The organism is Hungatella sp. (assembly GCF_046966825.1).
In genome coordinates, this window is the sequence record NZ_JBKVCZ010000078.1 from 1 (window position 1) to 25,418 (window position 25,418).

At 47.5% G+C, this 25,418-nt stretch carries 37 protein-coding genes; all 37 read right to left on the bottom strand.

Features of this window, described 5'->3' with window-relative positions; all coding sequences use genetic code 11:
- Window positions 1–410 (bottom strand): baseplate J/gp47 family protein (locus ACLTD4_RS21090; RefSeq protein ID WP_412331541.1); only part of this gene is annotated, 410 nt, incomplete at its 3' end.
- A complete protein-coding gene (locus tag ACLTD4_RS21095) occupies window positions 407–790 on the bottom strand; it encodes a DUF2634 domain-containing protein (RefSeq protein ID WP_320988055.1) in 384 nt (127 codons plus the stop codon). The genes ACLTD4_RS21090 and ACLTD4_RS21095, both read right to left, overlap by 4 nt.
- 1 nt (window position 791) lies before the next feature.
- Window positions 792–1,067 (bottom strand): DNA helicase, encoded by a 276-nt coding sequence (locus ACLTD4_RS21100; protein ID WP_320988054.1) that lies wholly within the window; start codon window positions 1,065–1,067, stop codon window positions 792–794.
- Window positions 1,060–2,013, bottom strand: a complete 954-nt coding sequence (locus ACLTD4_RS21105; RefSeq protein ID WP_320988053.1) for a hypothetical protein — start codon at window positions 2,011–2,013, stop codon at window positions 1,060–1,062. Before ACLTD4_RS21105 ends, ACLTD4_RS21100 begins: the two co-directional genes overlap by 8 nt.
- An 8-nt stretch (window positions 2,014–2,021) precedes the next feature.
- Complete coding sequence (locus ACLTD4_RS21110) at window positions 2,022–2,678, bottom strand: LysM peptidoglycan-binding domain-containing protein (RefSeq protein ID WP_320988052.1); 657 nt, start codon at window positions 2,676–2,678, stop codon at window positions 2,022–2,024.
- Window positions 2,678–4,639: a tape measure protein gene (locus ACLTD4_RS21115; RefSeq protein ID WP_412331542.1), complete on the bottom strand. Its 1,962-nt coding sequence runs from the start codon at window positions 4,637–4,639 to the stop codon at window positions 2,678–2,680. Before ACLTD4_RS21115 ends, ACLTD4_RS21110 begins: the two co-directional genes overlap by 1 nt.
- A gap of 177 nt (window positions 4,640–4,816) precedes the next feature.
- Window positions 4,817–5,218, bottom strand: coding sequence for a phage tail assembly chaperone (locus tag ACLTD4_RS21120; protein WP_118043101.1), 402 nt, complete (start codon window positions 5,216–5,218; stop codon window positions 4,817–4,819).
- A 66-nt stretch (window positions 5,219–5,284) separates the two neighbouring features.
- Entirely contained in the window at window positions 5,285–6,019 is a 735-nt protein-coding gene (locus ACLTD4_RS21125; RefSeq protein WP_118043100.1) for an SHOCT domain-containing protein, read from the bottom strand.
- Between the two features lie 61 nt (window positions 6,020–6,080).
- Entirely contained in the window at window positions 6,081–6,554 is a 474-nt protein-coding gene (locus tag ACLTD4_RS21130) for a phage tail tube protein (RefSeq protein WP_006774105.1), read from the bottom strand.
- 12 nt (window positions 6,555–6,566) lie between these two features.
- The gene (locus ACLTD4_RS21135; protein ID WP_244052983.1) at window positions 6,567–7,610 is read right to left on the bottom strand and encodes a phage tail sheath subtilisin-like domain-containing protein; all 1,044 of its coding nucleotides are present in this window, start codon (window positions 7,608–7,610) and stop codon (window positions 6,567–6,569) included.
- Between the two features lie 3 nt (window positions 7,611–7,613).
- A complete protein-coding gene (locus ACLTD4_RS21140) occupies window positions 7,614–8,021 on the bottom strand; it encodes a DUF6838 family protein (RefSeq protein ID WP_055649968.1) in 408 nt (135 codons plus the stop codon).
- Complete coding sequence (locus ACLTD4_RS21145) at window positions 8,014–8,517, bottom strand: HK97 gp10 family phage protein (protein ID WP_006774102.1); 504 nt, start codon at window positions 8,515–8,517, stop codon at window positions 8,014–8,016. The genes ACLTD4_RS21140 and ACLTD4_RS21145 overlap by 8 nt, the downstream gene beginning before the upstream one ends.
- Window positions 8,514–8,849: a hypothetical protein gene (locus ACLTD4_RS21150; RefSeq protein ID WP_055649967.1), complete on the bottom strand. Its 336-nt coding sequence runs from the start codon at window positions 8,847–8,849 to the stop codon at window positions 8,514–8,516. The genes ACLTD4_RS21145 and ACLTD4_RS21150 overlap by 4 nt, the downstream gene beginning before the upstream one ends.
- Entirely contained in the window at window positions 8,821–9,195 is a 375-nt protein-coding gene (locus tag ACLTD4_RS21155; protein ID WP_006774100.1) for a hypothetical protein, read from the bottom strand. Before ACLTD4_RS21155 ends, ACLTD4_RS21150 begins: the two co-directional genes overlap by 29 nt.
- Window position 9,196: 1 nt before the next feature.
- A complete protein-coding gene (locus ACLTD4_RS21160) occupies window positions 9,197–9,448 on the bottom strand; it encodes a hypothetical protein (protein ID WP_006774099.1) in 252 nt (83 codons plus the stop codon).
- Window positions 9,448–9,723: a hypothetical protein gene (locus tag ACLTD4_RS21165; RefSeq protein ID WP_002603326.1), complete on the bottom strand. Its 276-nt coding sequence runs from the start codon at window positions 9,721–9,723 to the stop codon at window positions 9,448–9,450. Before ACLTD4_RS21165 ends, ACLTD4_RS21160 begins: the two co-directional genes overlap by 1 nt.
- Window positions 9,720–10,043 (bottom strand): PF13754 domain-containing protein, encoded by a 324-nt coding sequence (locus ACLTD4_RS21170; RefSeq protein WP_006774098.1) that lies wholly within the window; start codon window positions 10,041–10,043, stop codon window positions 9,720–9,722. Before ACLTD4_RS21170 ends, ACLTD4_RS21165 begins: the two co-directional genes overlap by 4 nt.
- Window positions 10,044–10,055: 12 nt before the next feature.
- Window positions 10,056–10,970 carry an Ig-like domain-containing protein gene (locus tag ACLTD4_RS21175; RefSeq protein WP_412331543.1) on the bottom strand — a complete coding sequence of 305 codons (915 nt, stop codon included), beginning with the start codon at window positions 10,968–10,970 and terminating at the stop codon, window positions 10,056–10,058.
- A gap of 13 nt (window positions 10,971–10,983) precedes the next feature.
- On the bottom strand, window positions 10,984–11,988 hold the full coding sequence (locus ACLTD4_RS21180) for a major capsid protein (protein WP_006774096.1): 1,005 nt from the start codon (window positions 11,986–11,988) through the stop codon (window positions 10,984–10,986).
- A gap of 20 nt (window positions 11,989–12,008) precedes the next feature.
- A complete protein-coding gene (locus ACLTD4_RS21185; protein ID WP_039891816.1) occupies window positions 12,009–12,602 on the bottom strand; it encodes a phage scaffolding protein in 594 nt (197 codons plus the stop codon).
- Between the two features lie 115 nt (window positions 12,603–12,717).
- Window positions 12,718–12,903 carry a hypothetical protein gene (locus ACLTD4_RS21190; protein ID WP_006774094.1) on the bottom strand — a complete coding sequence of 62 codons (186 nt, stop codon included), beginning with the start codon at window positions 12,901–12,903 and terminating at the stop codon, window positions 12,718–12,720.
- Window positions 12,890–13,900, bottom strand: a complete 1,011-nt coding sequence (locus ACLTD4_RS21195) for a minor capsid protein (protein ID WP_244052982.1) — start codon at window positions 13,898–13,900, stop codon at window positions 12,890–12,892. The genes ACLTD4_RS21190 and ACLTD4_RS21195 overlap by 14 nt, the downstream gene beginning before the upstream one ends.
- Entirely contained in the window at window positions 13,900–15,318 is a 1,419-nt protein-coding gene (locus ACLTD4_RS21200; protein WP_390472555.1) for a phage portal protein, read from the bottom strand. Before ACLTD4_RS21200 ends, ACLTD4_RS21195 begins: the two co-directional genes overlap by 1 nt.
- Before the next feature lie 11 nt (window positions 15,319–15,329).
- Complete coding sequence (locus ACLTD4_RS21205) at window positions 15,330–16,769, bottom strand: PBSX family phage terminase large subunit (protein WP_243282423.1); 1,440 nt, start codon at window positions 16,767–16,769, stop codon at window positions 15,330–15,332.
- Window positions 16,759–17,508 carry a phage terminase small subunit gene (terS, locus tag ACLTD4_RS21210; RefSeq protein ID WP_006774090.1) on the bottom strand — a complete coding sequence of 250 codons (750 nt, stop codon included), beginning with the start codon at window positions 17,506–17,508 and terminating at the stop codon, window positions 16,759–16,761. Before terS ends, ACLTD4_RS21205 begins: the two co-directional genes overlap by 11 nt.
- A 72-nt stretch (window positions 17,509–17,580) precedes the next feature.
- The gene (locus ACLTD4_RS21215; protein WP_006774089.1) at window positions 17,581–17,976 is read right to left on the bottom strand and encodes a hypothetical protein; all 396 of its coding nucleotides are present in this window, start codon (window positions 17,974–17,976) and stop codon (window positions 17,581–17,583) included.
- A gap of 16 nt (window positions 17,977–17,992) precedes the next feature.
- The gene (locus ACLTD4_RS21220; protein ID WP_006774088.1) at window positions 17,993–18,235 is read right to left on the bottom strand and encodes a hypothetical protein; all 243 of its coding nucleotides are present in this window, start codon (window positions 18,233–18,235) and stop codon (window positions 17,993–17,995) included.
- Between the two features lie 511 nt (window positions 18,236–18,746).
- Window positions 18,747–19,172, bottom strand: coding sequence for an RNA polymerase subunit sigma-70 (locus ACLTD4_RS21225; protein ID WP_259952906.1), 426 nt, complete (start codon window positions 19,170–19,172; stop codon window positions 18,747–18,749).
- On the bottom strand, window positions 19,165–19,362 hold the full coding sequence (locus tag ACLTD4_RS21230) for a hypothetical protein (protein WP_006777658.1): 198 nt from the start codon (window positions 19,360–19,362) through the stop codon (window positions 19,165–19,167). The genes ACLTD4_RS21225 and ACLTD4_RS21230 overlap by 8 nt, the downstream gene beginning before the upstream one ends.
- Window positions 19,355–19,519, bottom strand: coding sequence for a hypothetical protein (locus ACLTD4_RS21235; protein WP_006777657.1), 165 nt, complete (start codon window positions 19,517–19,519; stop codon window positions 19,355–19,357). The genes ACLTD4_RS21230 and ACLTD4_RS21235 overlap by 8 nt, the downstream gene beginning before the upstream one ends.
- 28 nt (window positions 19,520–19,547) lie before the next feature.
- Entirely contained in the window at window positions 19,548–20,042 is a 495-nt protein-coding gene (locus ACLTD4_RS21240) for an XF1762 family protein (RefSeq protein WP_412331544.1), read from the bottom strand.
- 10 nt (window positions 20,043–20,052) lie between these two features.
- Window positions 20,053–20,835, bottom strand: coding sequence for a DNA adenine methylase (locus ACLTD4_RS21245; RefSeq protein WP_039892460.1), 783 nt, complete (start codon window positions 20,833–20,835; stop codon window positions 20,053–20,055).
- Window positions 20,832–22,745: a hypothetical protein gene (locus ACLTD4_RS21250; RefSeq protein ID WP_006775550.1), complete on the bottom strand. Its 1,914-nt coding sequence runs from the start codon at window positions 22,743–22,745 to the stop codon at window positions 20,832–20,834. Before ACLTD4_RS21250 ends, ACLTD4_RS21245 begins: the two co-directional genes overlap by 4 nt.
- 13 nt (window positions 22,746–22,758) lie before the next feature.
- On the bottom strand, window positions 22,759–23,196 hold the full coding sequence (locus ACLTD4_RS21255; protein WP_006775551.1) for a hypothetical protein: 438 nt from the start codon (window positions 23,194–23,196) through the stop codon (window positions 22,759–22,761).
- Window positions 23,193–24,566 carry an SNF2-related protein gene (locus ACLTD4_RS21260; RefSeq protein ID WP_006775552.1) on the bottom strand — a complete coding sequence of 458 codons (1,374 nt, stop codon included), beginning with the start codon at window positions 24,564–24,566 and terminating at the stop codon, window positions 23,193–23,195. Before ACLTD4_RS21260 ends, ACLTD4_RS21255 begins: the two co-directional genes overlap by 4 nt.
- Window positions 24,563–24,934 (bottom strand): hypothetical protein, encoded by a 372-nt coding sequence (locus ACLTD4_RS21265; RefSeq protein WP_006775553.1) that lies wholly within the window; start codon window positions 24,932–24,934, stop codon window positions 24,563–24,565. The genes ACLTD4_RS21260 and ACLTD4_RS21265 overlap by 4 nt, the downstream gene beginning before the upstream one ends.
- 6 nt (window positions 24,935–24,940) lie before the next feature.
- The gene (locus ACLTD4_RS21270) at window positions 24,941–25,276 is read right to left on the bottom strand and encodes a VRR-NUC domain-containing protein (RefSeq protein ID WP_006775554.1); all 336 of its coding nucleotides are present in this window, start codon (window positions 25,274–25,276) and stop codon (window positions 24,941–24,943) included.
- Window positions 25,277–25,418 lie beyond the last annotated feature (142 nt).

The window sequence follows — 25,418 nt, forward strand, 5'->3', positions numbered from 1 at the left end:
ATATTTGATATCGGCTGCACGGATCCCGAATACTGGTTTCCAATGTCACCCGGAGTTTCACACTGAGCCTCGTACTCCGTACCAGACGCCAGTTCCCTTGTGACAGTATAGACCAGGGAGTTCAGCCCCCAGCGGCTGCCGATCGGAACTGCTCCTGTTGTTATCATTTTTCGTACCGCGGCAGTGGCAGGTTTTCTTATTACCCCGAAAGCGTTCACTGCCCGGTCAAGATACTCGCCGACTGCGGTATCCGGAAAGATCAGATCCAGATAGTTTTCCAATTGGAAATTCTGCTGTGCCAGAAAGTACGCACACGGCGCCAGAGCGTCATATATGATACTTCCCTCCCTCTTATCCACGTTACTCGGTACTCTGTCCAGCATGGCCTGTAACAGCTCCTCATATGTCATACAGGTACCTCCATTTCTATTTCGATATTCCCATAAATACTGAAGACATTAAAAGAGCACTGGCACGTGTCACCAGTAAAAGAAAAGCTGAACCCATCAACCTCCTGTATCCTGTCGTCACGCAACAGTGCTTCCTGTATCATTCTCTTCATTTCTGCCCGTACATAGGGCTGCTCCTCTCCGATCAGCTCTTTCCATGCAATTCCATAACTGAAACTGTATATGGGGTACTCATACTGTTCGGTATCAAGTGCCTTATAAACAGCCTGTTTTAATGCTTCCAGATCGTCTACATACCCTTCTATCTTACAGGGCGATACTTTATAAGTCTTTCCTTCAAAAGTCCGTTCCTGGAGTACTATGCCGGTTGTAAGTTTCATGTTAACCTCCTGTCTGATATGGCTTCCCGATGATCTCCAGAATATAATACTCCCGGCCACCGTCGTTGCGAAGAAGCCTGACTTTATCACCGGCAGCTATCTTCGATACCATATTCCCGGTTACCATGCTCATGGGAATCGGAAGATCTCCAACCATAACAGCGTTCCCTTTATACTCTCCGATCACTACCGCAGTCACCTTCCGGTTATTCAGGTAATTGTTTACTATCGTTTTTATGACATTAAACAGCTCGTTCGCTCCATTCCTGTCACTCACCAGCCATCACCTCAACTTTCATAGTGTGAACCGGCAGGAAATCGTGTGTAACCTTTTTCACGATCAGCCTGTGGCCCAGTCCAATCTCATTTATGCTTCCATAGATACTGTTTCCGGCACGCACCCGGAGATCTCCCAGGCATTCCAGTTTCAATGTTTCTTTCTCATGGTTATACAGTTTAAGAAGATTGTTCGCCCGCTCCTGTGCTTTTGCCGCATTATCAATCCCGGAAGCTGATGTTTCGAAATACTGGAGCAGCCCGTACCGGTTTATGGATTCCTGATCGGCTGCGGCACCTACATCCATTTTCTTGCTTTCCTCATCTTTCCAGCCTACCTTGATCCGGTTATAAAAATCATCATCAATAGACTTCTCCCAGCTGTAGCCGGTACACAGGCTCCGGTCTCCCAATACAAGCGGAAGCTGCAAATTTCGCATATTCCAGAGACATATGGATCCATACTCATCACGAACGCAATACATCTCCTGTGTCGCAATCAGCGTATCAGAGATGGCCTGCGTCACTTCATCAAGCCATGTTTTATCCGAATCTGCAATGGTCGGTAACACATATCCCGGTTCCTCCAGTGTACCGGGTTTCAGAGACAAAAAGGTGCACATATTCTGTACCAGGTTCTTCAGCGTCCCATTTTCCAGCACAATGATCTCCTTTGCTTTTGCATACCGCAGCTGGTCATAGACCTTAACCTTAATAATTCCGGATTCATCGCCGGATACCTTAAAAACAGTTCCAAAAAAGATGCCATCAGCCTGATCGTTATCAGTCAGGCGAACAACATCTCCGTTTTGCAATATAAGATCATCGTTGATATACGAGATATCCATGCTGCTGGATCCATCATTAAGAACATCTGACCAGGATAATTCCGTGCACATACCAGATATGTCGTAAATATATCCCCCTGTTTCAACTAATACTTCCATATGGCCTCCTATGTCGGTATTGTAAATACCTGTCCCGGATAGATCAGGTTCGCATTCTTGATATCTGGATTGGCTGACATGATCTTCGGATATTGGGATCCATTGCCATAATACTTCTTAGCTATCCCCCACAGCGTATCTCCCGACTGTACTGTGTGTGTTTTATTTGCAGTTACCGCAGGATTCTCAGCAAGAGGCGTTTCCTCCTGCTTTACCGTAGCATCAGGAGTCTGGACAGCTACATACCTTTTTCCGGCCCCTTTATACTCCATGAGTGTCAATGATATATACTTATCCCCTTCTTCTCCTGCTTTTTCCACTACCTCTACACTCTTTACCAGTACCTTGACGCTGATATCATCTGAAATATCATTCGATGCAATGAACCGGATCGGCTTCTTATTCTTCTGAGCCTTCCGGAACATCTTCTCGTAATAATCTGCATCGGCTTCTGTACCGGATTCCATGTAATTAACGTCCTGACTGGGAAATTCAGCCTCAAAGCTGAACTCCTCCAAAGCACAGTAGGAAGGGATAGAAACCTGCCCTTCCTCCAACACCTGATACGTTTCGATATTAAGTTCTCTTGATCTCTTAATCTCCTCCGGATTGACCGGAAGCTTATATTTCTTGCTGCCATATTTGAAATATACCGAGTATGACATTAAGCTGGCACCCCCTCTGGAGCAGTTGCAATCATTTCTTTGAGCTGTTCAGATACATGACTCATGATGTTGTTGGTATCTGCCTCTTTAGTAATCGGACCGCTGAATTCTACCTTAATATTTGGCGCAAGTGTATTTTGGGAGATGCGGGCAATATAATCGCGCTCTGCAAGCTTCCGCATCCACTCGATATCCTCTTCGTTTTCAACCTTTACTGCTCCATTCTTTCCTTTTCCCTTCACAGTTGCAGGACTTCCATCTGTTGCAAACTGGCTGTAATCAATTCCCTCTTTATCTTTAGGAGCAAATCCAGCAAACGGGTTTGATATACTGTCAGCTAGACCCGCACCAATATCATAGCCTCTATTAGCAAAATCAGCGCCGTTCAAGAAATCTTTTTTCTGAACAATTTCTTTCCAACCAGCTGCATCTTTCGCTTCCGAAGCCGCTTTTTCAAGTCCTGCCTTAAAATTGTCTAATCCTGCAGAGATCTGCACATTCACGCCTGGGATTCTATTGATGATAGTTTCTATCGATCGGGCCATTTCAGCGACATATCCGATGACAGTGGAAGCCAGATCATAGAACAAAATTTTTACAGCGGCTATTGGATCATTCCACACATTAGCAAAGAAATTAACCACTTCGGCGATAATGTTATACATCATAATAAAGTAGTTGATTACAGCTGCCGCCCAGCCTCCTATTACTGCACCGATAATACCTGTTGCCGATATCGTTGATCCTGAAAAATGATTCACTGCCGCAACTGCCGCATAAAATACTGCAATCAATACCAGTATCAGCCCAACAATCCAAACAATTGGGCAGGCATACAGAGCTGAATTCAGCCCAAGTTGGGCAGTAACCTCAGCCCATGTGGCTCCTGATGATGCCCACATTGCCAGAGCAAGAATTCCTATTGATACCGCCTGTGCTCCTGTACGTACCGCCGATATTAATGCCAGTCCATTGGATATGCCCAAAACAAGCGCATAAGCCCCTACCGCGGCAACAGCCGCCCAGATAAACGGCGATACCATCGGCCATGCAGTAACGCAAAAATTAATAAACTCGTTCATTGCGTCCCCCGCCCAATAAATTGCCCCAATAAAATTGTTTATAGCCTGTTGACCTGCATCAGAATTGAGTATACTGTTAATTTTTTCAAATACCCCGCCAAAAGCCTGCGTTCCCGCATTTTTTATTCTATTCCACACATCTCCGAAGGTCTGCGGCATCGTCTCAAACTTTTTATTGATATCATCAGCAGAATCAAACATAGCGTTTTTAATAATTTCCGCCGTAATTGCCCCATCCGATGATAATTCTTTCAATTCACCTTTTGATACGTCAAGATACTTTGCGATCGCATTAGCCACCATCGGTGCATTTTCCATGATGGATCGGAATTCGTCCCCTTGCAGTTTTCCAGACGCCATGGCCTGCGTCAACTGTAGAAAAGCAGACTGTTGTTCCGAAGTACCGGCGCCAGATACTTTCAATGATTTCTGAAGCAGTTCTGTAAAGCCAATGGCTTCCTGATTGCTTCCGAAAGCATCGCCCGCCAGCATCTTCATTTTTGCTACAGCGTTAGCCATATCATCATACTGTCCTCTTGCACGGTTAGCTGCGGCGAAAATATCGTCTTGAAGTGCCTTCTGTTCTTCAAGGCTTCCTGTGATCATAGCCAGCCTGGCGTTGGTATTGGTGTAGCTGTCAGTAAGATCCACAATCTTCTTCACCGCTGCAAGACTGGCTATTGTTCCAACAAATTTAGCGATCCCGGAACTTGCTGCTCCTGCAACACGACCAGTACGGTCCATGGAGTCATTCAGTTTATCCGTATTTTTGCTTGCCCCCAGTGTTTTTGTGGAAGCAGCGTCTACTTTTCCGATGAATTTGTTTATAGTTGTGCTGTATCCGTCCATAAGCCGGAACATCGCACTTAATGTAGGCATGACATACCTCCTATTTCATCTGATTGGCAAGCCTCTTCTCTTCCTCTATCCGAAGGTCAATGCTTGCATATATGAAAGCACGCTCCCGCTGGCTCATAGATTCCAGAGCAGATGGGAGTAAGCGGAGTTTCTGCAGGGCGAAGTGAGCATAAGTCAACTCAACATCACCCTGCTTTATCAGTTTTTTGCCTCGTCAATATCTTCGTTGATATCCTTATCCAATCCAGAAATATCGTACACCGCTTCTAAAAGCGCACCGTATTCACCGACATAAAGCATTTTTGCCAACAGTTTTGATGCTCCCAATACGCCATATGCGCTCTGCAATTCCGTATTTTCAAGGTCTGGTTCCGCTACTGCTGCTGCTGTAAGTTCCTGGTTATAAGCTACCCGATCAAAAGTTTCGTTTCCTTTTTTATCTCTTTTCGTATACTTCTTAATCAGTCCCTCATTCTCCTGCTGAGTAATGGGGCGGATAACGAACGGGACCGGCTTGCCGTTTTCCTTAAATCTATCAGACACAAATACTTCTCGATTTTCTGTCTGTTCTGGGTGTAAAAATGCATTTAAACTACTCATACTATTTCCTCACTTTCTATATTTAGGGCAATAAAAGAGCACCCTGATTTCTCAAGGTGCCTATTTTTAAAGATTAAGTATTTGTTTCTTTTTCGCTTCAAACTCTTCCGATGTTATAATTCCAGCATCGAGCAAATTCTTGTATTTCAATATTTCGTCAGCTCCAGAGGTTTGGTCTTGAGCTTGTACGTTACTGTCTCCCATTAACGCAAACTCGGTAAGAACGCTTTGTATGTGTCCGTTGTAAATATTATACATCATGGAATCCGACTTAATAGAGCCAGTAGTAAGGAAGTTTATATACACTTCTTGATACACTGAATTTCTCGTAATGATCTTAATGCGAAGCTCTTTAATTTCTTTTCTTTCTTTTTTAGGTCCTGTGATTCCGCCAACAACTGCCCCTATTCCTCCAAAAAGCACACCGCCTGCAACCGCCCTCCCCAAACCTCCAGAGGTTATATTTGCACCATTTTCTATTAAGGTATATTCAATCAAATCTTCAAAACGGAAGATAACCCTGTAAGCCGGAATCTTCCAAAGACGGTTAACTGTATCTATCTCAATATACTTTTCGAGCTTTTTATCTGGATTAAATATTCTCGCGAGATTATCATTATCCACCTTTGCCACTATAGCTTTTTTTACTCTTTGGACAGGAATGTTTTTCCAGCCTAGCGTTATTAAAAACTCACCGCATTTGCCTTGACAAGTCTTGCATATACAACCGTCCTGTAGTTTTATACTTCCATCATTAACTCCGCATATGCTACATTTTTCTTTAGCCCCGAATAGTCCCATGAATCTCCCACCTTTCAATAATTAAATTTATTATATTATCAAAGGAAGGATAACACAATACTTATCTCATATTTTCCGGGAACGCATAGCTTTCTAACTCATCCACATCATCAAATGTAAAATCCGTATCTACGGTGTTCAGATCTTCGCTGGAGTCGTCCAGATATGCCACCGGAGCCTTTGCCAGAATACAGTTCCTCATAACCACCACCCGGCGTCCCACAGTAGATGCAGGATCCTCATTCGTCGTCTGGATACTGATCTGCGGAACCTTGCCCTCTTTGATATACTGCTGATAAACAGCAAGCGCGGCGGGGCTTACGTTGTACATAGTCAGCGTTCCTTTTCCCTCTGCACCTACAACCTTATGCTGTGTCATACGATGCCCCAGGAGCCGCTTTGCAATCACCTTAAACTCAATACTTGCATCTACCTTCGAGATCTCGAAGAAATAACGGTTCTGGCCATCGATTGTGATAAAGGCACTGCCTTCGCTTCCTGTTACCAGGTCAGTAAGCTTCGTATAATTTCCCATGTCATATCCTCCTTACGACAGATTAACTGTGATATATATCTTCTCTACGCTGTCAACCGGTTGTACCGCTGCTTCGACCACCACAGCATCCGAATCCTTTCCCTTCGCGACCGTAATGTCGTCAGTCACAAAATTCTGAACCGCCCCCATTGTCTGAAGTGTAGTAAAGTAGTCCACCAGAGACGCCTTCAGAAGGGATCTGCCTTCATCATTATTATTGACCTTCCCGACATAATTCGCTTCAAAGATCTTCGTGATATCGTTGGCGATATTGTCAACGGTCCGAATCACTCTGTTCTTCGTGAACATCTTTCCTTTGTCTACCGTAACCGTTGTAAGGGAGTTGATATCATATACTACAGATACATTCTGGGCTGTGTCTACTTTAAAAATAAACTTACCCGCAGTTACAGCCGCCTCCATCTCTGATTTTGTCATTCGGGGTTTAACGTCGATGGCCCCCGCATAAACCATACCAGTGTTTGACGTAGTGATACTGGCACCGGCTGTGGCTCCTGCCACCCATGCAGTTACCTCTGCAGCCGTCAGTTCCTGATTTCCTGGCATGATGATGCCCTGAACAACATTGATGATCCCCTCGCTGTCTGCCACATGGTTCGCGAGCACCGCCTGACACTTCACCCCCTCATCGTCCCTCATGGCCTTGATCCATGTCGCAATCGCTGTTTTGTTGACCTCCTCGCCCTCTCCTTCATAGGGATAGCAGAGAGTATTGAACTGCACGGTTTTAAGGGCTGCAAGGGCCGCAGTGACGTCAGCCGCTTTGTGACTTGCTTTGAGTTTATATACCAATACGGTTTTTGCCTTCTTCAGTGCTTCCGCAGCCAGCTTCTTATCCGAGGCCGTAGCTCCGTCTGGCCATGCCGCCTCCGTTGCTGTAATTGTATACATAGCGCCGTCAGTACCCACACTCATTTCCTGCAGGATAACAACGGTTCCGCGGTCCCCCGGTGTAATAGACAGCGGTTCATTCGTCCGGATATTGATATAGGCTCCGGGCAGTACCTTATTCTGGGATTCCCATGTTCCTGCCATGGCTTACTCCTCCTTTATGTCTGTGTTTTGTGATATTGTCTGCATTGCTGTGCTGTTGTTTTCCTGATATTCCCGGTAGTCAACGTCGAAAAGGAAATGCAGGACACTATCCACAATCTTTAAGTTTCTATTTCTGATTTTGAAATCTGCCACTATAAATTCCCGGCTCAAATCCTGACCAACAAGCCAACATTCCTCATAAGGTTCTCTGTCAGTCGCCGGAAAGTATGATACGTCTACCCTGACTGAATTCTTAAGTCGTCCATTAATACCTCTGGAAGGCTCCTGTTCATAGAAGGTAACCAGGAAAGACGGCTGTGCAAAGTTCTGCGGCACATCTTCAACGTACACCTTGCACGGCCTGACTGCCTTCAATCCAGCCGTGATATTCTTATATAGTTTTTCAATCATGCTTGCTCTGCACCGCCTTTACTTCTTTCTCGAACTCCTTCACCAGCTGCTTCTCGATGTATCCCCTGGTTTTTTCCAGCACGAACGTACCTTTTACAAAACCTTTTGTTGGACCGCCTTTTTTCGTTACGATGCGATGGCCGTAATTCCAATATGTGGAATACTCTGCGGTGTTCACCAGCTCCGTCTCCACGCCTGCTTTTGTCTTCTTTGTCGGAAGCTTATGCCAGCTTTTTCGCAAGAATCCGCCAACTCCCGGATTCTTAACTTTAAAACTTACAACTTTTCTGACGCCAGGGCCATTATTCACAATGAAAGTTACTGGGTTGGGGTGATCTCCTACAGGCGTACGCCGCTTCGCATAGGCCGCACCGGCGTTTACAGCCTTGTTAAGCACCTTCTTATCAATCTGCTGGATATCCTCCACCATCGCCATAAGTTCTTTCCGGAACTGGTCAATAGCAGCCTTATTCCTACGGTAATTGCTACTACTCATGCATTATCATCTCTCTTTATTTCACACTGCCACTGATAGGTATACGGGTGGCACTCCCCCAGATCAACTTCAATGGTCTTTCCGGTTCGCAGAGTGATCAGCAGCTGATCTCCTTCCCGAATATCCTCAGTCAGTCCACAAAATAGCTTGTGGCTGTTCACAATTGCCGGATTTGGTGCGCCGGTGGATACCTGGCCCGAAGAACTGTACCGACAGGGACGCCCAGTTGCCACGGCTGCTCTTACCTGCTTTGTGATACCATCTATTTCAACGTCTGTCCATCGGTACACATCCATTTTAGCGTCATACATTCTTGCATACGGGTTTCGCATATCCTCTCAGCCTCCTGTGCCTCCTCAGACCTGCCTTATCGCTCTCAGACAGGCCATAGATACTTGCCTTCGTATTTCCCTCCGTCTGCGCCCAGGTAATGCTTCCATCGCCTTCCTTGATACTTGCAATCTCTGGATTATATCCGCTGCCTTCAGATGCCTCGTACTCGATTATTCCTCTCGCCTTTTTCCGTACAAAGGGTTCCAGAATATCCGGTACGCAATCCGGATCCAGGTTACAGTAATCGCAGACTGTCAGAATCAGATCCGAGATGATCAGATCATGGTCTTCTGTACCCAGCCGCAGATTTTGCTTTACTGTCTGCAGCATCTCATTACTATTCATTTTACACCTCCATGGATTCAATCTGCTGATGAGTCATACTGTGAAGAGCTGAATGGCGGTATTCCTGAAGCTGTGCATAAGTAGGAACGGATTCTCCTCTCAGCCTTAACTGTCCATTTGTATAGGAAGTCAGTTCAGCATTGGTTGACCTTCCCAGATATCCGTGCGTAACGACAGATACGCTCACAATAAGACGCTCTTTGACGGAAACCGGATTCCGGCTTAACTCCACAGCTTCAATCCGCACCGCCATCAGACCACCTCCATCTGCTCCCGGTTCTTAATAACCTCGTCCGCAATCATCAACGTGATTTCCAAAATGTAAAGATTGCTCCGGTACGTTGGCTGAATTTTCACGTCTACAAAGCTTCCATCTTCCTCCTGGGTCACTTCACAGCCGCCTGATGCCTCTACTTCGCCATTATATATCAGTTCATAGGTGGCATCTTTAACAACAAAGTATTCTGACTTGACAGAATGGACGAAATACTTTACATGTCTGTCTTCGCCCAAAATAAAACGTATCATAATGCCACCTCCTGACATTCTGGAATCAATCGTGTAAACAGATACTCTGTAAACTGTGGTTCCATTTGATATGGCGCCTGAAGGAGCTCAAACGTATACTTTGGAAGCGGCAGCGCGTGAATACAGATATTTCCGGCATCTACGGTATAAAGCATCTTTGAAAGATACGTCTGGTTTCCTGCTTCATCTTCGGCCACCACCTCTACCACATATTCTCCGTCAGCATCAAAAGGGACCGGCACACTCCACCGGTCCTCATCTACTTTCTGTAGTATTACTTCTATGCCATCTACCAGGCCAAATACACGTGCTACTGCCATGGCATTGCCTCCTTAGTCGGTAACCTCCACGCTGATCACATAAGTCTTACCGGCATCTACCGGATTAGGCGTGAGCGTTACGGCCCTGATCGTCGGAGCCACGGTATCGAGAGTTACTGTCCTGACCACCGTCGTAGACTTGCCCGCGCTGTCCGTTGCCACAACCGTGATTGTGTTGCTTCCGGCAGCCAGTGTCAACGCCTTGCTGAACGATCCATCTGCGCCAACCGGAACCGCCTCTGCTGTGCCGCTGTTAAGTTTAACTGTCACAGTAACCGGGCTTGAGGTGATATCATTGGTTGTACCTGTTACGGTGCAGGCGGCCTTATTGGCGATCAGACCATTAACCGGAGCCGTCACGTTAAGAGTCGGCGGTACGGTATCAATCTTAAATGTTACGCTCTTCTGCGTCGCGGCATTGCCATCGTTGTCAGCTGCGTCAACCTTAATGGTATGGCTGCCGTCAGCCAGGGCCGCCGTAGGTGTATAAGTACAATCGTATCCACCAGTGATGGCCGTCTTTGTAATGGCGCTGCCTGCAACCTTGCTGCCACTGTCAATGGTAATACCGATCGTATCTGGATTGACGCCAGAGTCGTTATCCGTAACCTTCCAGCGGATCGCTGGCTTATTATTGATGATCAGTGCGCTGGCCGTCGGATATGTGATTGTAATAGCCGGGGCCGTCTTCTCCTTTACGCGGAGCTGCAGGCTGCTTCCGAGTGTGGCATCTGTGTCATTTTTTGTGGTCACGTTCCCGGCCTCGTCCGTGGCCTTAATCGTCACTGGAAAATAATGCCCGTCGTTATTGTTATAAGACGACGTGGCCGGCGCTGTAATTGTGGCCTCATATTTCTTCGAGGTACTGTTATAGGTCAGTGTGGTTGTAACACCGTTAATTACGGCCTGTACTGTCTTAACTGCCATGTGTCAGACCTCCTTATCCGATCTTATGCTTAAACGCAACGATCCTGATCTGCTTCGGCTCATAGACTCTTTCATAGTTGATGGCATTCATCAGTTCCGCCTTCGTCGGAGTCTCTACATGCTCTCTGGCAAGGTCAGTCCATTTGATCCCACGTGCATGCATGATGAACGTCTTACGGTTAATCAGGTAATCTACACCAGATCCCTTCTTCTTGTCTCGATCTACTTCAGTAGCAACAAAGCCGACGGGAGAACCATTTCCGAATGCAATTGCCCCCTGGCCAAACAGATATGTGGTATATACGCCATCTGCAACCGGACAGCCATCATCCACAATTACCCGGCGTCCCTGGTAGGTATCAAACTCAACATCAGTAGAATCCCGTTCTGTGTCGATCAGGTTATTTTTCTTCAGAAAAGCCTTTGTGGCGCTGTGCATGGCCACAGCCGTCAGCTGTCCCTGGGCATCACCGAGCAGCTGCAAAGCATCAATAAAAGCGCTGGCACTGATCTTCTGGGCCGCCGCTGAACCTGCCGTAGAAATATCCAGGATATGGTCTGCAAGCGGTGTTTTGGTCTCTGCCGGCTCCGTTGCAGTCTGATAGCTGCCGAACACTCCGGAAAGCACCTGGATCAGAATCTTCTGGTACTCTCTCGCCCAATATCCCGCTACCAGGTCACCGATAGCTGCCATCGGGTCGCTGCCTGCAAGCGCAGCCGATAAATCTGTGGCAGCCCACATATTAGCCCTGCGCACTGTCGTAGATACATCTTTGTTAGACGTGATCTTCTTTGCAGTCAGATCCTGATCCTCGATAATGTCCTCAGAATCTCCGCTCAGATCCTCGAAAAACGGCATCTGGTGGATCGGTGCCGCTTCACTGGCCAGACGGTCAAACTCTGCATTATTTGTGATAATTCCGCTCTGGAAGAGTGCGGATAACTCCATGGTCCGGTTCACGACATAAGGTGTGAACAGTTCCGGTACAATGACATCGGATAATTTTGTTACTGGCATTTAATCACCTATTCCCTTTCTTATACGTTGATGGTTACTCCGGCTGCCGCAGCCAATACCTGTGCCTGAGCCGGATTTTCTTTCAGCAGCTTTCCCTGTTCGGTAAGGTTAAAGCTGTCTTTTGCAAATGGATTCTTAGCCGGAGGAGTCCCGCCGCCGGCTGGTCTATAGTCTGCCCCCGGCTCCGTCTTAAACAGATGGGGAGAGGACTCCTTCAGGGGCTTCACAATATCGTCGATTCCGACCGGCTTCCCGTCCTTGTCAAACGTGAACTTGTCAAGCCCGCCCTGCTTGTAGATAATGTAATCAGCATCAACCACGCCGGCCTCTTTCAGTTTATCCTTCAGGGCGTATTCCTTCACCGTGTTGGCTGACGCAATCTCCAAGGCCGTCACCTTCTCCTTATACTCATTGACCTGCTTCTGAAGCTCCTCATTGTCAGAGTTGTCCTTCTTAAGCGTCTCGATCGTCGAGTTTGCTTCCTTCAGCTTACCGCTTACCTCGTCGAAACGGTCCTTTGGCACAAAGCCTTTCACGGCCTCATTCCATGCATCGACTGCGATCTGTGCGTGCTCCTCCGATAATCCTTTTGCTACTAAATCCTCTTTCTTCATTTTCTTGCTCCTTTCATCTTCACTTGTTGTCCCGGTCGTGCCCGGTGATGTCTCCCTCTTTTGCGCCTGAGATACCAAAAAAGGCGAAAATAACACTCAGGTTTACCCTGCGTGCTTATAACTTGGTAATTGTTCGGATTTCACTGACTCTTATCATGACCGTTTTGCCATCCAGCTGGTCGCAACTCATAAATTCAAATCCCTCTTCGCAAATCATGTTAATCCATTCAAGCATCTCGTCAGCACTCTTCTCGCAGTGCATTTTTATTTCTTCTCCGCCCGTCAATCTAATCTCGTACATATTGCTTCCTCCACTCTTTATATGTCATGCCGGTCGGCACCTCTACATTCTCTCCTGTCTCCAAATCACGTCCCACGCGCATTTCCCCGGACCGATCATCATCGACATAATAAGGTACGTCTGTGCAACGGCAGAAACAGTGGAACGGCGGCATATTCTCGCCAGTAATCTCTTTCCCGACCTCGTAGACTTCGCCGTCTTTGTCCCCGCAGATATCGCAGGTCTTACTATCCAGCGTAGCAAGAATCTGGTACTTCTCCACTCCGTCTTCCTTATAACCTGCGTGAGTGGCCTCACTCATCAAGAAAGAACTTTCTGTATGCAGAAGGCGGTAAGCATCGAACTTTTTGACGTTCAGCTTTTTCGCAAAATCATTTGTAAGCGCCTGCGGACTCTTTCCCTGTACCATCATAGTTGTTAGCGATTCCATCAGCTGTGTCTGCAAGTGATCCTTCTGCTTCCACAACCGACTTGAAAAGCTGGCGCCGTTGAAAGGATATTCCAGCAGCTTCTCGACTGCGTGTGGATCCACTCTTGCGAATGCGGCGTGGAATCCCTTGTACTGGTCGATGTTGTACCAGGTACGGTAATAGGTATCCTCGAAAACCGCTTTCATAGTCTGTTCTGCGGCAGCCTGATAGTCTACTGCATATAGCTGCCGTAGCATGGCGTCCACCTGCGCCTCCAATGCCTGGTACCGGGTGATTCTGGTCTTGATGGACATGTTGTTGACGGTCTGATTGTGCTTTCCGATATTTTCCATGGCCAGGTCGATAAAGTCCCGCAGGTTGCCGATCTCGGCCTTTGACAGTTGCCGCTGCGCTGCCGCATAGGAAAGGCCATTCTCCTCCGCGTATTCAAAGTAGAAAGCTTCTATCGTCTTCTGCAGCTCGCGGCGGGTCTGGTTAAAAGCCTTTTCCAGCTTTGCGTAATACTGGTTGACCTGCATTTCTCCGGCCTTGTACATGGCTTCCTGACGCTTCTCCCAATATCCCATTATTCATCGCCCTCGCCTTCCTCCGGATCCTCACCCTTCGGGAACATATCGGATATTTCCCGTTGGGCCTCTGCATCTGCTTCCTTCTGCTTATTGAGGATATCCATTTCTTTTTCCGGATCCTCGACCCACGGGTGTTTTGACACGATGGTCTCATCAGAGATCACCCCCTTCGACTGCTGGGCAATCTGGGAAAGTTCCAGATCATTCTTGACACTGGTGCGTGTCCATGTCTGAACGATTGTGTCGTCTTTGATCTTGATATTCAGTAACCGGCAGATGCACCGGATAAACCGGCCGAAGCCCAGTTTAAACTCTGTCTCCATCAGTCCCGATTTAAGCTCCAATAGGGAATATAAAAAGCCCAGGGCCACGCCTGAGCTGTTACCAAAATTCTGCGGGTCCGGATCAATACCCTGCCCCTGTTCAAAAATACATTTCCGGGTCGTAGCCAGCAGCTCCTTGCGGGCCTCCACCGGCAGCTCAATCGTTAGGGTGGAAACTCCTGACTTGTCCTCCCCGCCTTCATTCTCGATCTGAATTGCTTTGTAGTCCTTCAGTTCACGGAGGAACTGGCCCAGATCATCGCCGCCATAGTTGGTAAGCACAAAAATAACTTCCTGAATATCTTCTAGGTCGTTGACGAAACCGCTGAACACCTTGCAGTACACGTCGATCAGTGGCTTGATGTTGTCCAGATCGCCCGTGTCAATGTTGTTGTTGAAGAATGGGAAGAAAGGAACCTCACCGACATCATGCTTGAACTCGTTAACCAGGTTGCTGTTTCCTGCCGTGTCGATCAGTGTAAACGAATTGTACGGCATCAGCCCGGTGTCAATTACGCCCCCAGCTTCAATTGCGTACGCCTGACAGGTCGTATCATTCCAGTACTCGTAGACGTCCAGTTCCTTGCCCTCATCCGTGATGTCATGATAGCAGCGTAATGCTCCTTTAAGCTCTCTCTCCAGATTATTGCTCCACACTGGAATCACCTGTCCTGATGGCACTATGGCATACTTATACTGCCCGCTCGCTTTGTCCTTCCATAGGTGCAGCCATGCCACAGAAGCGTTGGAAGCCTCTACACAGAGATCCTTGCAAGTCTTAGCATACTTATCCCCCAGGAACGCCGTCAATGCTTTATTAGATGCCTTATCGCCCAGATCGAACAGAGGCGGCGCTGTAAACATATAGGACGCTTTCTGATTGACCAGGAGACCGTGGAAGTTGAGGGGGATCCTGTTATCTGCATTCCGCAGCGGGTTCTCTCCTTGCTCTGTTTCTCTTTTCTTAGGCGGCTCCAGTAAGATATCCGTCTGGTTCCGATAATACCGATCCGCAGTATCGGCCTCGGCAAGAAAAGCACCATGCCCCGCCGTATACTTCTTAATCAGCTTTTTCACAACTTCCAACTCCATACTTCTCACCTCTATTTCATAATCTTCATTCCCGACCGATTCCTGATTATAGTCATACAGAAATACCGCAAGGCATCTAATGCATGGTCATGTTCCTTTACCGGCTTATCCTCACCACGCTCCCCTGCTTTCGCGTCCCAGATATAGGAGGCAAACTCTTTAATCAGGTTATCACAGGAAGAGTCAATAAAAATAGAACCCTGAAGCAGCAACGTGGCCACAAACCGGATTCCGTCCAAAACATCATTTTTTGCTTTTTTCACTTTATAACCGTCCTTCTCCAGCTGAGCCTTAAAGCTGGCCGCTGCCGGATCCAGAATAACCGCCTTAATTGCAATACCGTCAAGCCAGGCTGTCAGGTCATCGGAGAACTCCTTATCCGTCTTCTGCCTCCCCTTGTCGCGGCCTGAGTAGTAATATTCCCGCCGGCAGTACCATTTCTTATCAGCAGCCTTATTCCACAGCAAGAAGGCCGTAGGGTTCTGAGTTCCGTAATCGCAGCTGACGTACCGCTCATCTGTCCAAAAATCATGTCCTGTCTTTGCCTTATAGGACACCGCCAGCGCTTCTGTGTCCGTTGCATTTCGGGCAGGGTCGAACATATCATAGATAATACCCTCGGCCATTGCCCACAGGCCCATGATATACCGCTTGAAGAATACCCCGGTATACATACTGCGGTATCTGGCCTTAATCTCCTCCGATAAACTCAGATTGTCATCCATCGTAAAATGGACATACAGCAGTTTCTTGAGCGCCGGATCAGCCCCTGTCTTAGCTGCGTCTTCCCGGATTTTTGCCACTTTTTCCTTACCAAGATAACCGATGGCCTTATCAATCCAGTTGACCTTGAACCAGTGATATGGGCCGTCCGGATTGCAGTTAAACCAGTACTTCGAACCAGTAACCGAGCACCGGCCGGTTGCCTGATTGACAAAGGACTCCGGCATCAGAGCCACCTCATCACAGAAGAGGCCGGCCAGTGTGATACCCTGAATCAGGTCCTGACTGCGCTCATCCTTACCACCAAAGATATAAAAGTAGTTCGTTATCTGGCCGCGGCTGATTTCCACCAGATTGTCAGCCCGATGATCTGATACCCGGTACCCGCGGCTCCGAAGCATTAATTTCAACCAGAAGAGGACGTTACGCCGGAACGAGCCAATAGTCTTGCCACACATGGCAAAGTTCTGACCATTATATGCGCTCATCGCCCAGAAGACAAATGACAGAGACATACAGATGGTTTTACCTGATCGGATAGCGCCATCGGCGATAATACCGTCATAATCCTTCACCGGGCTGTCAGGCAGCCACCAGGTAAGAATCTGTTTCTGTCTCTGTGAAAATGGCTGGAACTTGAAAGTCTGTACTTTTGTGAGAATTCCCCGCTTTTCTTTCAGCCGAGCCAGTTTCTCCTTCATACTGGCAATATGCTCTTTAATTGTCATCGACTCCTGCCTCCCACAGACTTTCGGCTTCTGCATTCAGTGCTGCCAGGAACCCATCATCTTCCTGCTCTGCTTCCTGGCCTCCAATTTTCAGAGTTGCTAGTTCCACCTTCATAAGTTCAATTTCCAGGCGTGCATCATCAAAACCAAATTTATGCAGGGACTCAATTGCTCGTTGCTTTCGGCCCTGGACACGGGTCAATGCATCTTCAATGGACTGGATCTGCCCCAGGACTGCCTGATCCTCTTTTAAATCTGTCCATTTATCTTTTTCTGTTCCCTTTTTCTTTTTAACTGTCGTGAAATCGCAATCCCGCAAATCTTCAATTCGTTTCAGCATCCGGCGCTCCCGGACTGTCAGGAGCTGGATCTCTTGAAGAAGTAGTTTCTCTTTATCTGGCTGGATCATGCCGATCAGCAGCCTCTCGTCGTCTTCCAGTGTATCAAAAAAGAGAGTTTCAAACTCTCCCGTAGTGACTGCGTTCTTGTTTCCCGGCGGTCCGGTGCCGCCGTGGCCGACAGCATTCTTATTCCCCGGCTGCCCGCCTTTACGATTGGTAACGTTACTTTTCGCATTAGGTAACGTTACTTTAGCCCACTTATCCTGATTCTTCCATTTGCGGATCTGTTCCTCTGATACTTTCAGCTCCGCCGCTATATCTTTCAGTGGACGTTTCTTTCCACTTTTCAGCCATAATTCACAGGCTTTGTCCCTGTTCGGGCTTCTCGGCCTTGCCATCACCACCACCTCTCATTCGTTTCGTTTTTGGGTATAGAAAAAGAGCCACTGGTGAGTGACCCTTTTCTAAATTCATAAATTATCCGTAATAACCTCAATGTCCTTAAGTTGGTTGATAAACTCAATTAAAACATTAAACAGCTCTGGCTCTACATTACCGAGGACATAAAAATCCGTTTTCTCTCTGTTAAAGTAATAAAGTTGTTCAGCTTTTATGTATCCTGATCTTCCATGTCCATTTCTAATATTCTCGGCATCGGCCGGATACTCAAAATTTCCCGGATATCCCATCTTCCTTTTTCTTTGTTCTTCTGAACGAAAAGAAGACATAACATTGCAAACCAAATCAAAGTCCATTCCCTGAATTTCTCCATGCTCTGTACTAAGCACTACAAAGGAATGTCTTTTAATGGTCTGTCCCTGGCTTAAATAGTTCCTAACAACTATGATATCTCCAACTTTACACATTTGACGTTAATACTCCTTAACTGTTTCTTTTGGTTACTGTTACCTTCGTTCTCCCCTGTATTGTATCTTCTTCCCATTTCATTGGGATTACATCTTTTAGCGCTTCTTCAGAAGACACTATTTTGACGTTTTTCTTTCCAAGGGAGTGCAAATCAAGCTTAGTATAACTTAATACACTGCTATTCATAGCATCATCTCCTTGTTTCTTCTGTGTTAAATTCTCCTTTTCTACTTCGTTTCCATTGTTTTGCATCTTCATTATAACACCCTTTGTCAACCTTTTCTATATATTTTGAAAATAAATATACACCAAAAGTATTGCAAAAAATGTCTCTTTTAATACTCTGTATAAATTTTTTTTGCAAAAGAAAAGTCCCCGCATCTCTGCAAGGACTCTTCCAAAGGAGAAAATCTTATGATAAACGAAGCGGAACACCCGGGATCGAACCGGGACCCAGGGCGCGACCCTGTCCATCTACCATTGATGGTATGTTCCACATAAGCCCCCAGACCCGAAGGACACTGGGGTACGTTCCGTTTTGGGGGAGGTTATGCAATCCATACGCGCCGTTGTACCGATTGCGTGAGAGTTTCGGCCTCATATCCGTCGCCTTTTTGGTAAGGCGGTAACATAACTCTGAAGTAGACCGCCAAGTTCCGGCGCTTTTATACAATGTCCGTTTATTGGGGGAGGTAGAAGCACATTTCAGTGATTCCAGTTTATACTATAACATTTCTGAAACGAAAAATGTGAAATAAACGAAATTACTTTATGATACTTTCATAAAATTCGTAAACTCCATCCGAACCCCATCTGCAGTGGCTTTCCTCCCTATCCTCGAAGCCGTTTCTCCCCATGATAATCCCTCAAAAAATCTGAATCTTATTATCCGCTGCATTCTTTGTGGTATTGTATTCAGCCAGGCTTCTACCTGCACTTTGATTTCCTCCGCCTTGGCCTTACGTTCCTCCAGCAGCCGCTCATATGCGGCCAGGGCTCCCGGATCCCTTACGGCCGAATAGGTCATACCCTGAATTTTGAAGTTCTGGGCCGCATACGGAAAATCATGCATGGATCCTTTCACAGAATCCTGGATAATGGTCTTACGCTGCTTTTTCACCCGCCGCATGTCTGCTTCTGTCTCCTTAATCAGCTCACAGGCGTCAATATATTGTTCCAGTATTCCCTTATCCAACGGCTTCACCTCCCGTCCGCTTCCTGATCGGCTTCCGTAACCTCGGATCCGGACACGCTGCCGTATAACAGTATGCCGGCATCGTTGCGCTGTGTGTCACTGGCCTAGGTCCTTTCAGTATGTATTCCTGCTTAGCAGCCCTGGCCCGCGCCGCCTGAAGGGCCATTGCATGTTCTTCTTTTCTATCCATGGCGCCGCCTCCATACCAGATACGGGATCAGCCAGACCGGCAGCGTGACTGCGATCACGATCTTGGCTATGACCTTGCCCCAGTACTTTGCAATCCGGACAGCTCTGCGCCGCGTGTCCGCCAGGCCGGATACCATCTCGTCCATCTGTTTTATCATCGGATCTCCTCCTTCGGAAAATATCAGTTTAGGCAACTAAATCTCTGTGCCACCTATTTTTAAGCTCTGCTGGTATCTTCTGACCTCGCTTTCTTTCTCCTGTCCAGTAAATGCCACCAGCTTTGCCGTCACATATAAAATTGCTCGCTCTTAAACTGGTACCTGGCTCTGATTGTAGAGTATATGTAATCACCCTTCTATATCCCATAGCCTTAGCAACTCTACAACAAGCCCCATACAGCATACTGCAAGCATTATATGTCCCATCAGTACAACATCGGTTAATCTCGCATGTCATACCATCATCAAGATAACGACCCACTGGCCTACCGCAAATCGCTACCCCCACAAGCTGATTATCCTTCCAACATGATAGACAAAATCGGCATCCCTGTATATCTGGATTGTGCCTATGGTGCAAAGCGTTAAATTCTTTCGCCGCTCTAAATGTAATTGGTCTTATTTCCATCTCAAAAGGTTCCGCATATGCTTTCCCTGCAGGGGAACGGCTCCTTCCTTTCATCGTTTAAATATTAATTTTCCTGACCAAAATTCATCCACAACGTCTCTGTCCTTGGCAATGAATTCTGCGCCCTAGCCGGTATCTGAGCCTTATGCCATCCGGTAAGATAATCCTCGTATAATTCGCAATCATATCCTGACAACATTATCTTGGCCTTACTCCCGCACAGTGTCTCAAGCAACTCTCTGTGATCCTGATCTGACATTTCATGCCTGTACTGTTTCCGCGTTCTGGTAGAAAGGACATAGGGCGGATCTGCATATATCAGGACATTCTCATAATTGAACGCCTTAATAAGTTCAATGGCCGGCTTATGTTCGATCTGGACCCTCTTCAGGCGTTCCGCCATGACAGCCAATACTTCAGGCAGCTCGTTCCAATACCGCACCGCATAGGCAGCCTCGCGGCCATATACGTCTTTCTTCCAGCCGCATTTCTCAGTCAGTCGGAAGCCGTGGGATTGCATCGAACGGATTGCAAAGTATCCGGCTTTCTCAACCGGTGATTCTGGTTCCTGGCGAAATGACTCATCATATACCTGCCGCGCATACGGCGTATATGTAAGCCACTCCTGCAAGCGTTCTCTGCTTTCCGGATCGCGAATCACCCGGAAGAAATTAACCACATCGTCGTCCAGGTCATTCACCGTTTCGATCTTTGAAGGGTCTTTCTCAAACAGAACCGCTCCGCCACCAAAGTACGGCTCCAGGTAACTGTGGTGCGGCGGCATGTATCCGATAATCCAGGGAGCGAGCCTTTTCTTACTCCCTGGATAATGCAATAATGATTTCAATTCCGTGTCCTCCCCTTCTTCTGAATCTCTTTCAGATACTCCACGATCTCACCTACACTGGTCGTGCTGTTCTGATACTTCTCATCGTATGCCCCGAGTCCGTTGTATTTCTGCTTCCCTTTTTCCACCAGATGATAGTATACTTCATCACGTATTTCATTCGACCAATAAAATTCCCTCTGCGGGTACTCTGCCGCGATCAGGTGGCTGCCGTCAGAAAAATCGTATTTGTAGTAGTTGACGTCTATATTTTCGTCTCTGTACCACATTCCCCATGCCTTATAGTCTTCGATCCAGGACTTACGTTGGTCGTTATTTTTCAACATTGGAAGTGGTAGTTGTTCTGGCTTGGGTGCCGAATTCTCAATATTGTCCAGATTCGTTGCATACGCGGCCAGTGCTGCAACCTTAAGTTTCATACGTCGGATATGAATATTGTCCTGATCCGGAACGGTTAAGAGGCAGGTAGTCAGAAGTTTTTCTTCTTTTTCCAGCATCTGGCGGACCATTTGCAGGTCTGTCATGGATTCCTTCGGTTCTTCCGCTGGTTCCGTTATCTCTTCAAAATCCGCATCAATTACTGGATCAGGATCAGCCTGTACTGGTTCAAGTTCTGGCTTCTCATCGTACTCAGGCGATGACGGATCGTACAGTGCCAGTAATTCCGTCACGAATCTGCCGTACTTGAGGTGCAGCTTAACTCGTCCGATCTCAAAATCTATACCTCCTGCAAAACTGTGGAAATCATGGCAGTAAGTCCCGTAATGCGATCCGCTGCAGCTATACGGAGCTATGTATTTCTGGACCGCTTTCGCCCGATCCGAATTATTCTCCTGTTCCCTGCATATCTGCATTACCTTTTTGAGATCGCTTGGCTTCTTTTCCGCCCATTGCCGCACAAACCATGCCGCGTTGAACTCTGGCCTCTTTCCATCACGGCCGGCAGAAGAATCACACTCCGTCTCACACATGCCGTGATACTTGCATTCCCAACAGCACGACCGCTCACACTGATTGCCATCTCCCGGCGTATTTTTCTGGTCAGGTGTAAGTGTGCAGCTGTAGCCATCGCGGTGCGGGCAAGACGACGAATCCGTATTGCATGTCTGCTCCTCTGCTTCCCGTTTCTTGATCGACCGCTCACAGGCATACTGACACGGTTCCTTGCACTCCTTGCAACACGGGACCGGCTCATGATCTCCGGCGCGGTGATAAGCCTGATCTAGGTCAACAAATTGGCATCGCTCTCCTATTTCTTCTTCCAGTGTGTCGATAATATCTATCTGCGCACACGGAAACGGGTTCCCCATTGGCGCCTCCACACAGTAGCAGTATTGCTGGCGGATTCTGCATTGCAAATGGCAGGAAAAGCAATCATGACTACCCTTATGGTCTCCTTCAGGCCCATTGCACCCTGCTACCGCAATTAGGCTATCTTCCGGATATACTTTTATGACTGTTCCGTAGGCTGACAGCTTCTCCGGCTCTGGCTTCGGAGTTTCGACCGTCGCAACTTTTTTCTTTCGACCCGGTTTCATTTCCCGCAGTTCCCTGACTGACGTTTTCGGTGTCACCTGGCTGCGCTGCTCTTCCGTCATGGTCACAAGCTCCACCAGCTTGTTGAATTCATAATCTGCATATTTATCCTGGATAACCGGGGTTTCTTCTCCCTGGCCGAACTGGACGGCGATGCTGATACACTTTGACGCCCATGACTTGTCCTTGCCGTATTTCGCATTCATGAACTCATCAAAGTTTTTATAGCCGGCTTCCAGGAACAGCTTATCTTCCCTGACTCTTTTCAGGGTGTACCCGATGCCGACAAAGTTGTTTCTAAGACTCCGGTTATATTCGTCCAGCATGGCATTGGCCTCGTCAAATGTTAAATCTGATTTCTTAACCTCCCTCATAGTTCTTACCTCCTTACGTCGTGACCTCCACCAGAATGTCTATGATCTTCTGGTATCGGTTTCTCATCTTCTCTGCGGTCTGGTATTCCCGCTTGCTGGCTGAGACTCTCCTCTTGGCCGATGTCACCTTATCCCGGGCGGCCTTAAGTGCCTCCTTGTCCTGCGTGTACACAGCGTAACAGGGGCTTTTCATCTGTTCATACTGCTCCTCCAATTCCCTACACCTTGTAGAACAATCCATATACCTTTTTGACCACTCCTCCATGCGCTGATACATCTCGGTAGATTGATCTCTCAGCCATACGAGGATCTCCTTCCGGCGGTTGTCATCTAAGCCAGATTCCCGCAGCATCTTAAACATTCTGCGAATCTGTGCCATGCCCGCCTCTGCGAAAAACTCCTCTGCACATACTTTCATATTCCCGTTCGGGATACTAAACTCTATGATCAATTCCGGTACCTCCTTATCCTTGCTTTCAAACTCTCCATTACCCAGCTCTGCACATCGTCCTTTCGTTTCAGGGCTTCCATAACGTCCTCGTCGCGTGTGCCGCTGCAGATCAGATGATGGATTATAACTTTCTCTTCCTGCCCCTGGCGGTGAAGGCGCTTGTTCGCCTGGGTGTATAACTCATAGTTCCATGTCAGGCCAAACCAGATCACATGGTTTCCTCCCTGTTGAAGGTTAAGGCCGTAAGCACTGCTGGCGGGATGGGTAAGCAGGATATCAATCTTTCTGGCGTTCCAGTCGTCCTCGTCCTGCGTCGTCTTAAGCTCCCTTACCCGTAATCCTGTCTTCTCCAGGGCTTTCAGAATCCGCGCCCGGTCATGCTGAAAGTTGTAGAACACCAGGGCCGGCTTCCCCTGAAGAGACTCGATCAGCTCCATAAACGCCTCGATCTTGCAGTTGTGAACCTCATGGACACTGTGATCTTCATCGTACACGGCCCCATTCGCCAGCTGTAGAAGTTTGTTACTTAAGGCTGCCGCACTCGTTACACTGATCTCTTCCTCCGGCAGGGCCAGGACCATCTCACGCTCCATCTCGTAATATGCCTTACTGGCTTTGCTGTCCAGCTCCACGGGGATCTCGTGATATGTGATATCCGGCAGCTGTAAGTAATCTTCTGCCTTCATGCTGATGCAGATATCCGAGATCCGTTCCAGGATACTGCCCTCACTCCCAGGCTTGACCTCGTAGCTGTATATCATGCCGTCGGCCCCGCGCTTGTCCGGTTGGAAGTACCGCTCCCGGAACTGGGTATATCTCTTCCCCAGGCGCTCTCCTCCGTCCAGCAGATACACCTGGGCCCATACATCATCAAGCCCGTTGGGGGAGGGCGTTCCGGTCAGCTCCACCATGCGGTCTATGTACCCGCCCACGCTTGCCAGTGCCTTGAACCGCTTAGCAGAATGGCTCTTAAAGCTGCTGGATTCATCAACTACCACCATGTCAAACGGCCAGGCGTTCCGGTAGTAATCCACTAGCCACACCACGTTTTCCCGGTTAATGATATATAAATCTGCGGGCGTATTCAGCGCCCGGATCCGTTTCGTCTGGCTTCCCAGTACCGGGGATACGCGAAGCATTTTCGTGTGATCCCACTTTGCAGCCTCCTTCGTCCAGGTTCCTTCTGCAACCTTTTTAGGCGCGATGATTAGCACCTTGCGAACCTGAAAGCGGTTGTACTTAAGCTCCTTAACGGCCGTCAGCGTGGTGACTGTTTTCCCGAGGCCCATATCTAAAAATAGGCCCAGCTTCTTGACTCTTAATATCTGCTCAATACAGTGCTGCTGATAAGCATGTGGCTTAAATATCATAGAGCATCATCTCCTTTATGCTCAATTCCATATCCGGTCATACCGGCTTTGTAATCCTGGTAAGCATTCCACGATGGATCTTTTCCGGCATCTGACAGGATATACATCATCATACTGTTAATCTGGCTTTCGTTGTCTATCGCCATGGCAGCACAGCCTAACGTCCGCAACTCTGAAATTTGGTTTCTCAAAGCGATAAGTTGGTTCCTGTTTGGTTTCCCAATTTCCACGAATCCAACGTGTCCACCTGGAAGAATTACCATGTATCCCGGAAAACCAGGTGTATTTCCCACGCTGATCTCATGCATCCTGCCACCTCTAGCGTCAACGGCGTCTTTTATTTTCTGTTCGAGATCTATCTTCGTCATCTGCTATCACTCCTCCTCGTCATCGTAAAAATGACAATCTTCCAAGTATGCCAGTAAACCTAACCGGTGCTTACACTCCTCCAGGAAATCTCTGACCTGCGGCTCCCCATACAACACACTTACGTCTTGTTTCATTTTCTTTAGCCGCTCAATCTGGACTCTCTGAATCGCCGAAAGCCGGCCTTTCTCCGTTTTCAATTCCACGAACACCGGCCGCAGCCCTGGCAGAATTACGATCCGGTCGGGCACTCCATCATTACCTGGGCTTACCCACTTATAGGCGCGGCCTCCCAGCTTCTTAACTTCATTCACTAATATCTTCTCAATGTCTTTTTCCAGCATCGCAACCTTCCTCCTCACGCGTGTATGTGATACCTGATATAGGCGCCACAGGCAGTACACGTATCTATCTAATTTATCTATTTTTACTACTCTATATATAATTGGTAGTCATAGTTGTCATTAATAAGAATAGCTAGTGTTT

Bases quoted from the DNA above. Each gene is read 5' to 3' on its own strand.
- ACLTD4_RS21095 (WP_320988055.1), bottom strand. From the start codon at position 790: ATGAAACTTACAACCGGCATAGTACTCCAGGAACGGACTTTTGAAGGA.
- ACLTD4_RS21105 (WP_320988053.1), bottom strand. From the start codon at position 2,013: ATGGAAGTATTAGTTGAAACAGGGGGATATATTTACGACATATCTGGT.
- ACLTD4_RS21110 (WP_320988052.1), bottom strand. From the start codon at position 2,678: ATGTCATACTCGGTATATTTCAAATATGGCAGCAAGAAATATAAGCTT.
- ACLTD4_RS21115 (WP_412331542.1), bottom strand. From the start codon at position 4,639: ATGCCTACATTAAGTGCGATGTTCCGGCTTATGGACGGATACAGCACA.
- ACLTD4_RS21120 (WP_118043101.1), bottom strand. From the start codon at position 5,218: ATGAGTAGTTTAAATGCATTTTTACACCCAGAACAGACAGAAAATCGA.
- ACLTD4_RS21125 (WP_118043100.1), bottom strand. From the start codon at position 6,019: ATGGGACTATTCGGGGCTAAAGAAAAATGTAGCATATGCGGAGTTAAT.
- ACLTD4_RS21130 (WP_006774105.1), bottom strand. From the start codon at position 6,554: ATGGGAAATTATACGAAGCTTACTGACCTGGTAACAGGAAGCGAAGGC.
- ACLTD4_RS21135 (WP_244052983.1), bottom strand. From the start codon at position 7,610: ATGGCAGGAACATGGGAATCCCAGAATAAGGTACTGCCCGGAGCCTAT.
- ACLTD4_RS21140 (WP_055649968.1), bottom strand. From the start codon at position 8,021: ATGATTGAAAAACTATATAAGAATATCACGGCTGGATTGAAGGCAGTC.
- ACLTD4_RS21145 (WP_006774102.1), bottom strand. From the start codon at position 8,517: ATGAGTAGTAGCAATTACCGTAGGAATAAGGCTGCTATTGACCAGTTC.
- ACLTD4_RS21150 (WP_055649967.1), bottom strand. From the start codon at position 8,849: ATGCGAAACCCGTATGCAAGAATGTATGACGCTAAAATGGATGTGTAC.
- ACLTD4_RS21155 (WP_006774100.1), bottom strand. From the start codon at position 9,195: ATGAATAGTAATGAGATGCTGCAGACAGTAAAGCAAAATCTGCGGCTG.
- ACLTD4_RS21160 (WP_006774099.1), bottom strand. From the start codon at position 9,448: ATGGCGGTGCGGATTGAAGCTGTGGAGTTAAGCCGGAATCCGGTTTCC.
- ACLTD4_RS21165 (WP_002603326.1), bottom strand. From the start codon at position 9,723: ATGATACGTTTTATTTTGGGCGAAGACAGACATGTAAAGTATTTCGTC.
- ACLTD4_RS21170 (WP_006774098.1), bottom strand. From the start codon at position 10,043: ATGGCAGTAGCACGTGTATTTGGCCTGGTAGATGGCATAGAAGTAATA.
- ACLTD4_RS21175 (WP_412331543.1), bottom strand. From the start codon at position 10,970: ATGGCAGTTAAGACAGTACAGGCCGTAATTAACGGTGTTACAACCACA.
- ACLTD4_RS21180 (WP_006774096.1), bottom strand. From the start codon at position 11,988: ATGCCAGTAACAAAATTATCCGATGTCATTGTACCGGAACTGTTCACA.
- ACLTD4_RS21185 (WP_039891816.1), bottom strand. From the start codon at position 12,602: ATGAAGAAAGAGGATTTAGTAGCAAAAGGATTATCGGAGGAGCACGCA.
- ACLTD4_RS21190 (WP_006774094.1), bottom strand. From the start codon at position 12,903: ATGTACGAGATTAGATTGACGGGCGGAGAAGAAATAAAAATGCACTGC.
- ACLTD4_RS21195 (WP_244052982.1), bottom strand. From the start codon at position 13,900: ATGGGATATTGGGAGAAGCGTCAGGAAGCCATGTACAAGGCCGGAGAA.
- ACLTD4_RS21200 (WP_390472555.1), bottom strand. From the start codon at position 15,318: ATGGAGTTGGAAGTTGTGAAAAAGCTGATTAAGAAGTATACGGCGGGG.
- ACLTD4_RS21205 (WP_243282423.1), bottom strand. From the start codon at position 16,769: ATGACAATTAAAGAGCATATTGCCAGTATGAAGGAGAAACTGGCTCGG.
- terS (WP_006774090.1), bottom strand. From the start codon at position 17,508: ATGGCAAGGCCGAGAAGCCCGAACAGGGACAAAGCCTGTGAATTATGG.
- ACLTD4_RS21215 (WP_006774089.1), bottom strand. From the start codon at position 17,976: ATGTGTAAAGTTGGAGATATCATAGTTGTTAGGAACTATTTAAGCCAG.
- ACLTD4_RS21220 (WP_006774088.1), bottom strand. From the start codon at position 18,235: ATGAAGATGCAAAACAATGGAAACGAAGTAGAAAAGGAGAATTTAACA.
- ACLTD4_RS21230 (WP_006777658.1), bottom strand. From the start codon at position 19,362: ATGGATAGAAAAGAAGAACATGCAATGGCCCTTCAGGCGGCGCGGGCC.
- ACLTD4_RS21235 (WP_006777657.1), bottom strand. From the start codon at position 19,519: ATGATAAAACAGATGGACGAGATGGTATCCGGCCTGGCGGACACGCGG.
- ACLTD4_RS21240 (WP_412331544.1), bottom strand. From the start codon at position 20,042: ATGAAAGGAAGGAGCCGTTCCCCTGCAGGGAAAGCATATGCGGAACCT.
- ACLTD4_RS21250 (WP_006775550.1), bottom strand. From the start codon at position 22,745: ATGAGGGAGGTTAAGAAATCAGATTTAACATTTGACGAGGCCAATGCC.
- ACLTD4_RS21260 (WP_006775552.1), bottom strand. From the start codon at position 24,566: ATGATATTTAAGCCACATGCTTATCAGCAGCACTGTATTGAGCAGATA.
- ACLTD4_RS21265 (WP_006775553.1), bottom strand. From the start codon at position 24,934: ATGACGAAGATAGATCTCGAACAGAAAATAAAAGACGCCGTTGACGCT.
- ACLTD4_RS21270 (WP_006775554.1), bottom strand. From the start codon at position 25,276: ATGCTGGAAAAAGACATTGAGAAGATATTAGTGAATGAAGTTAAGAAG.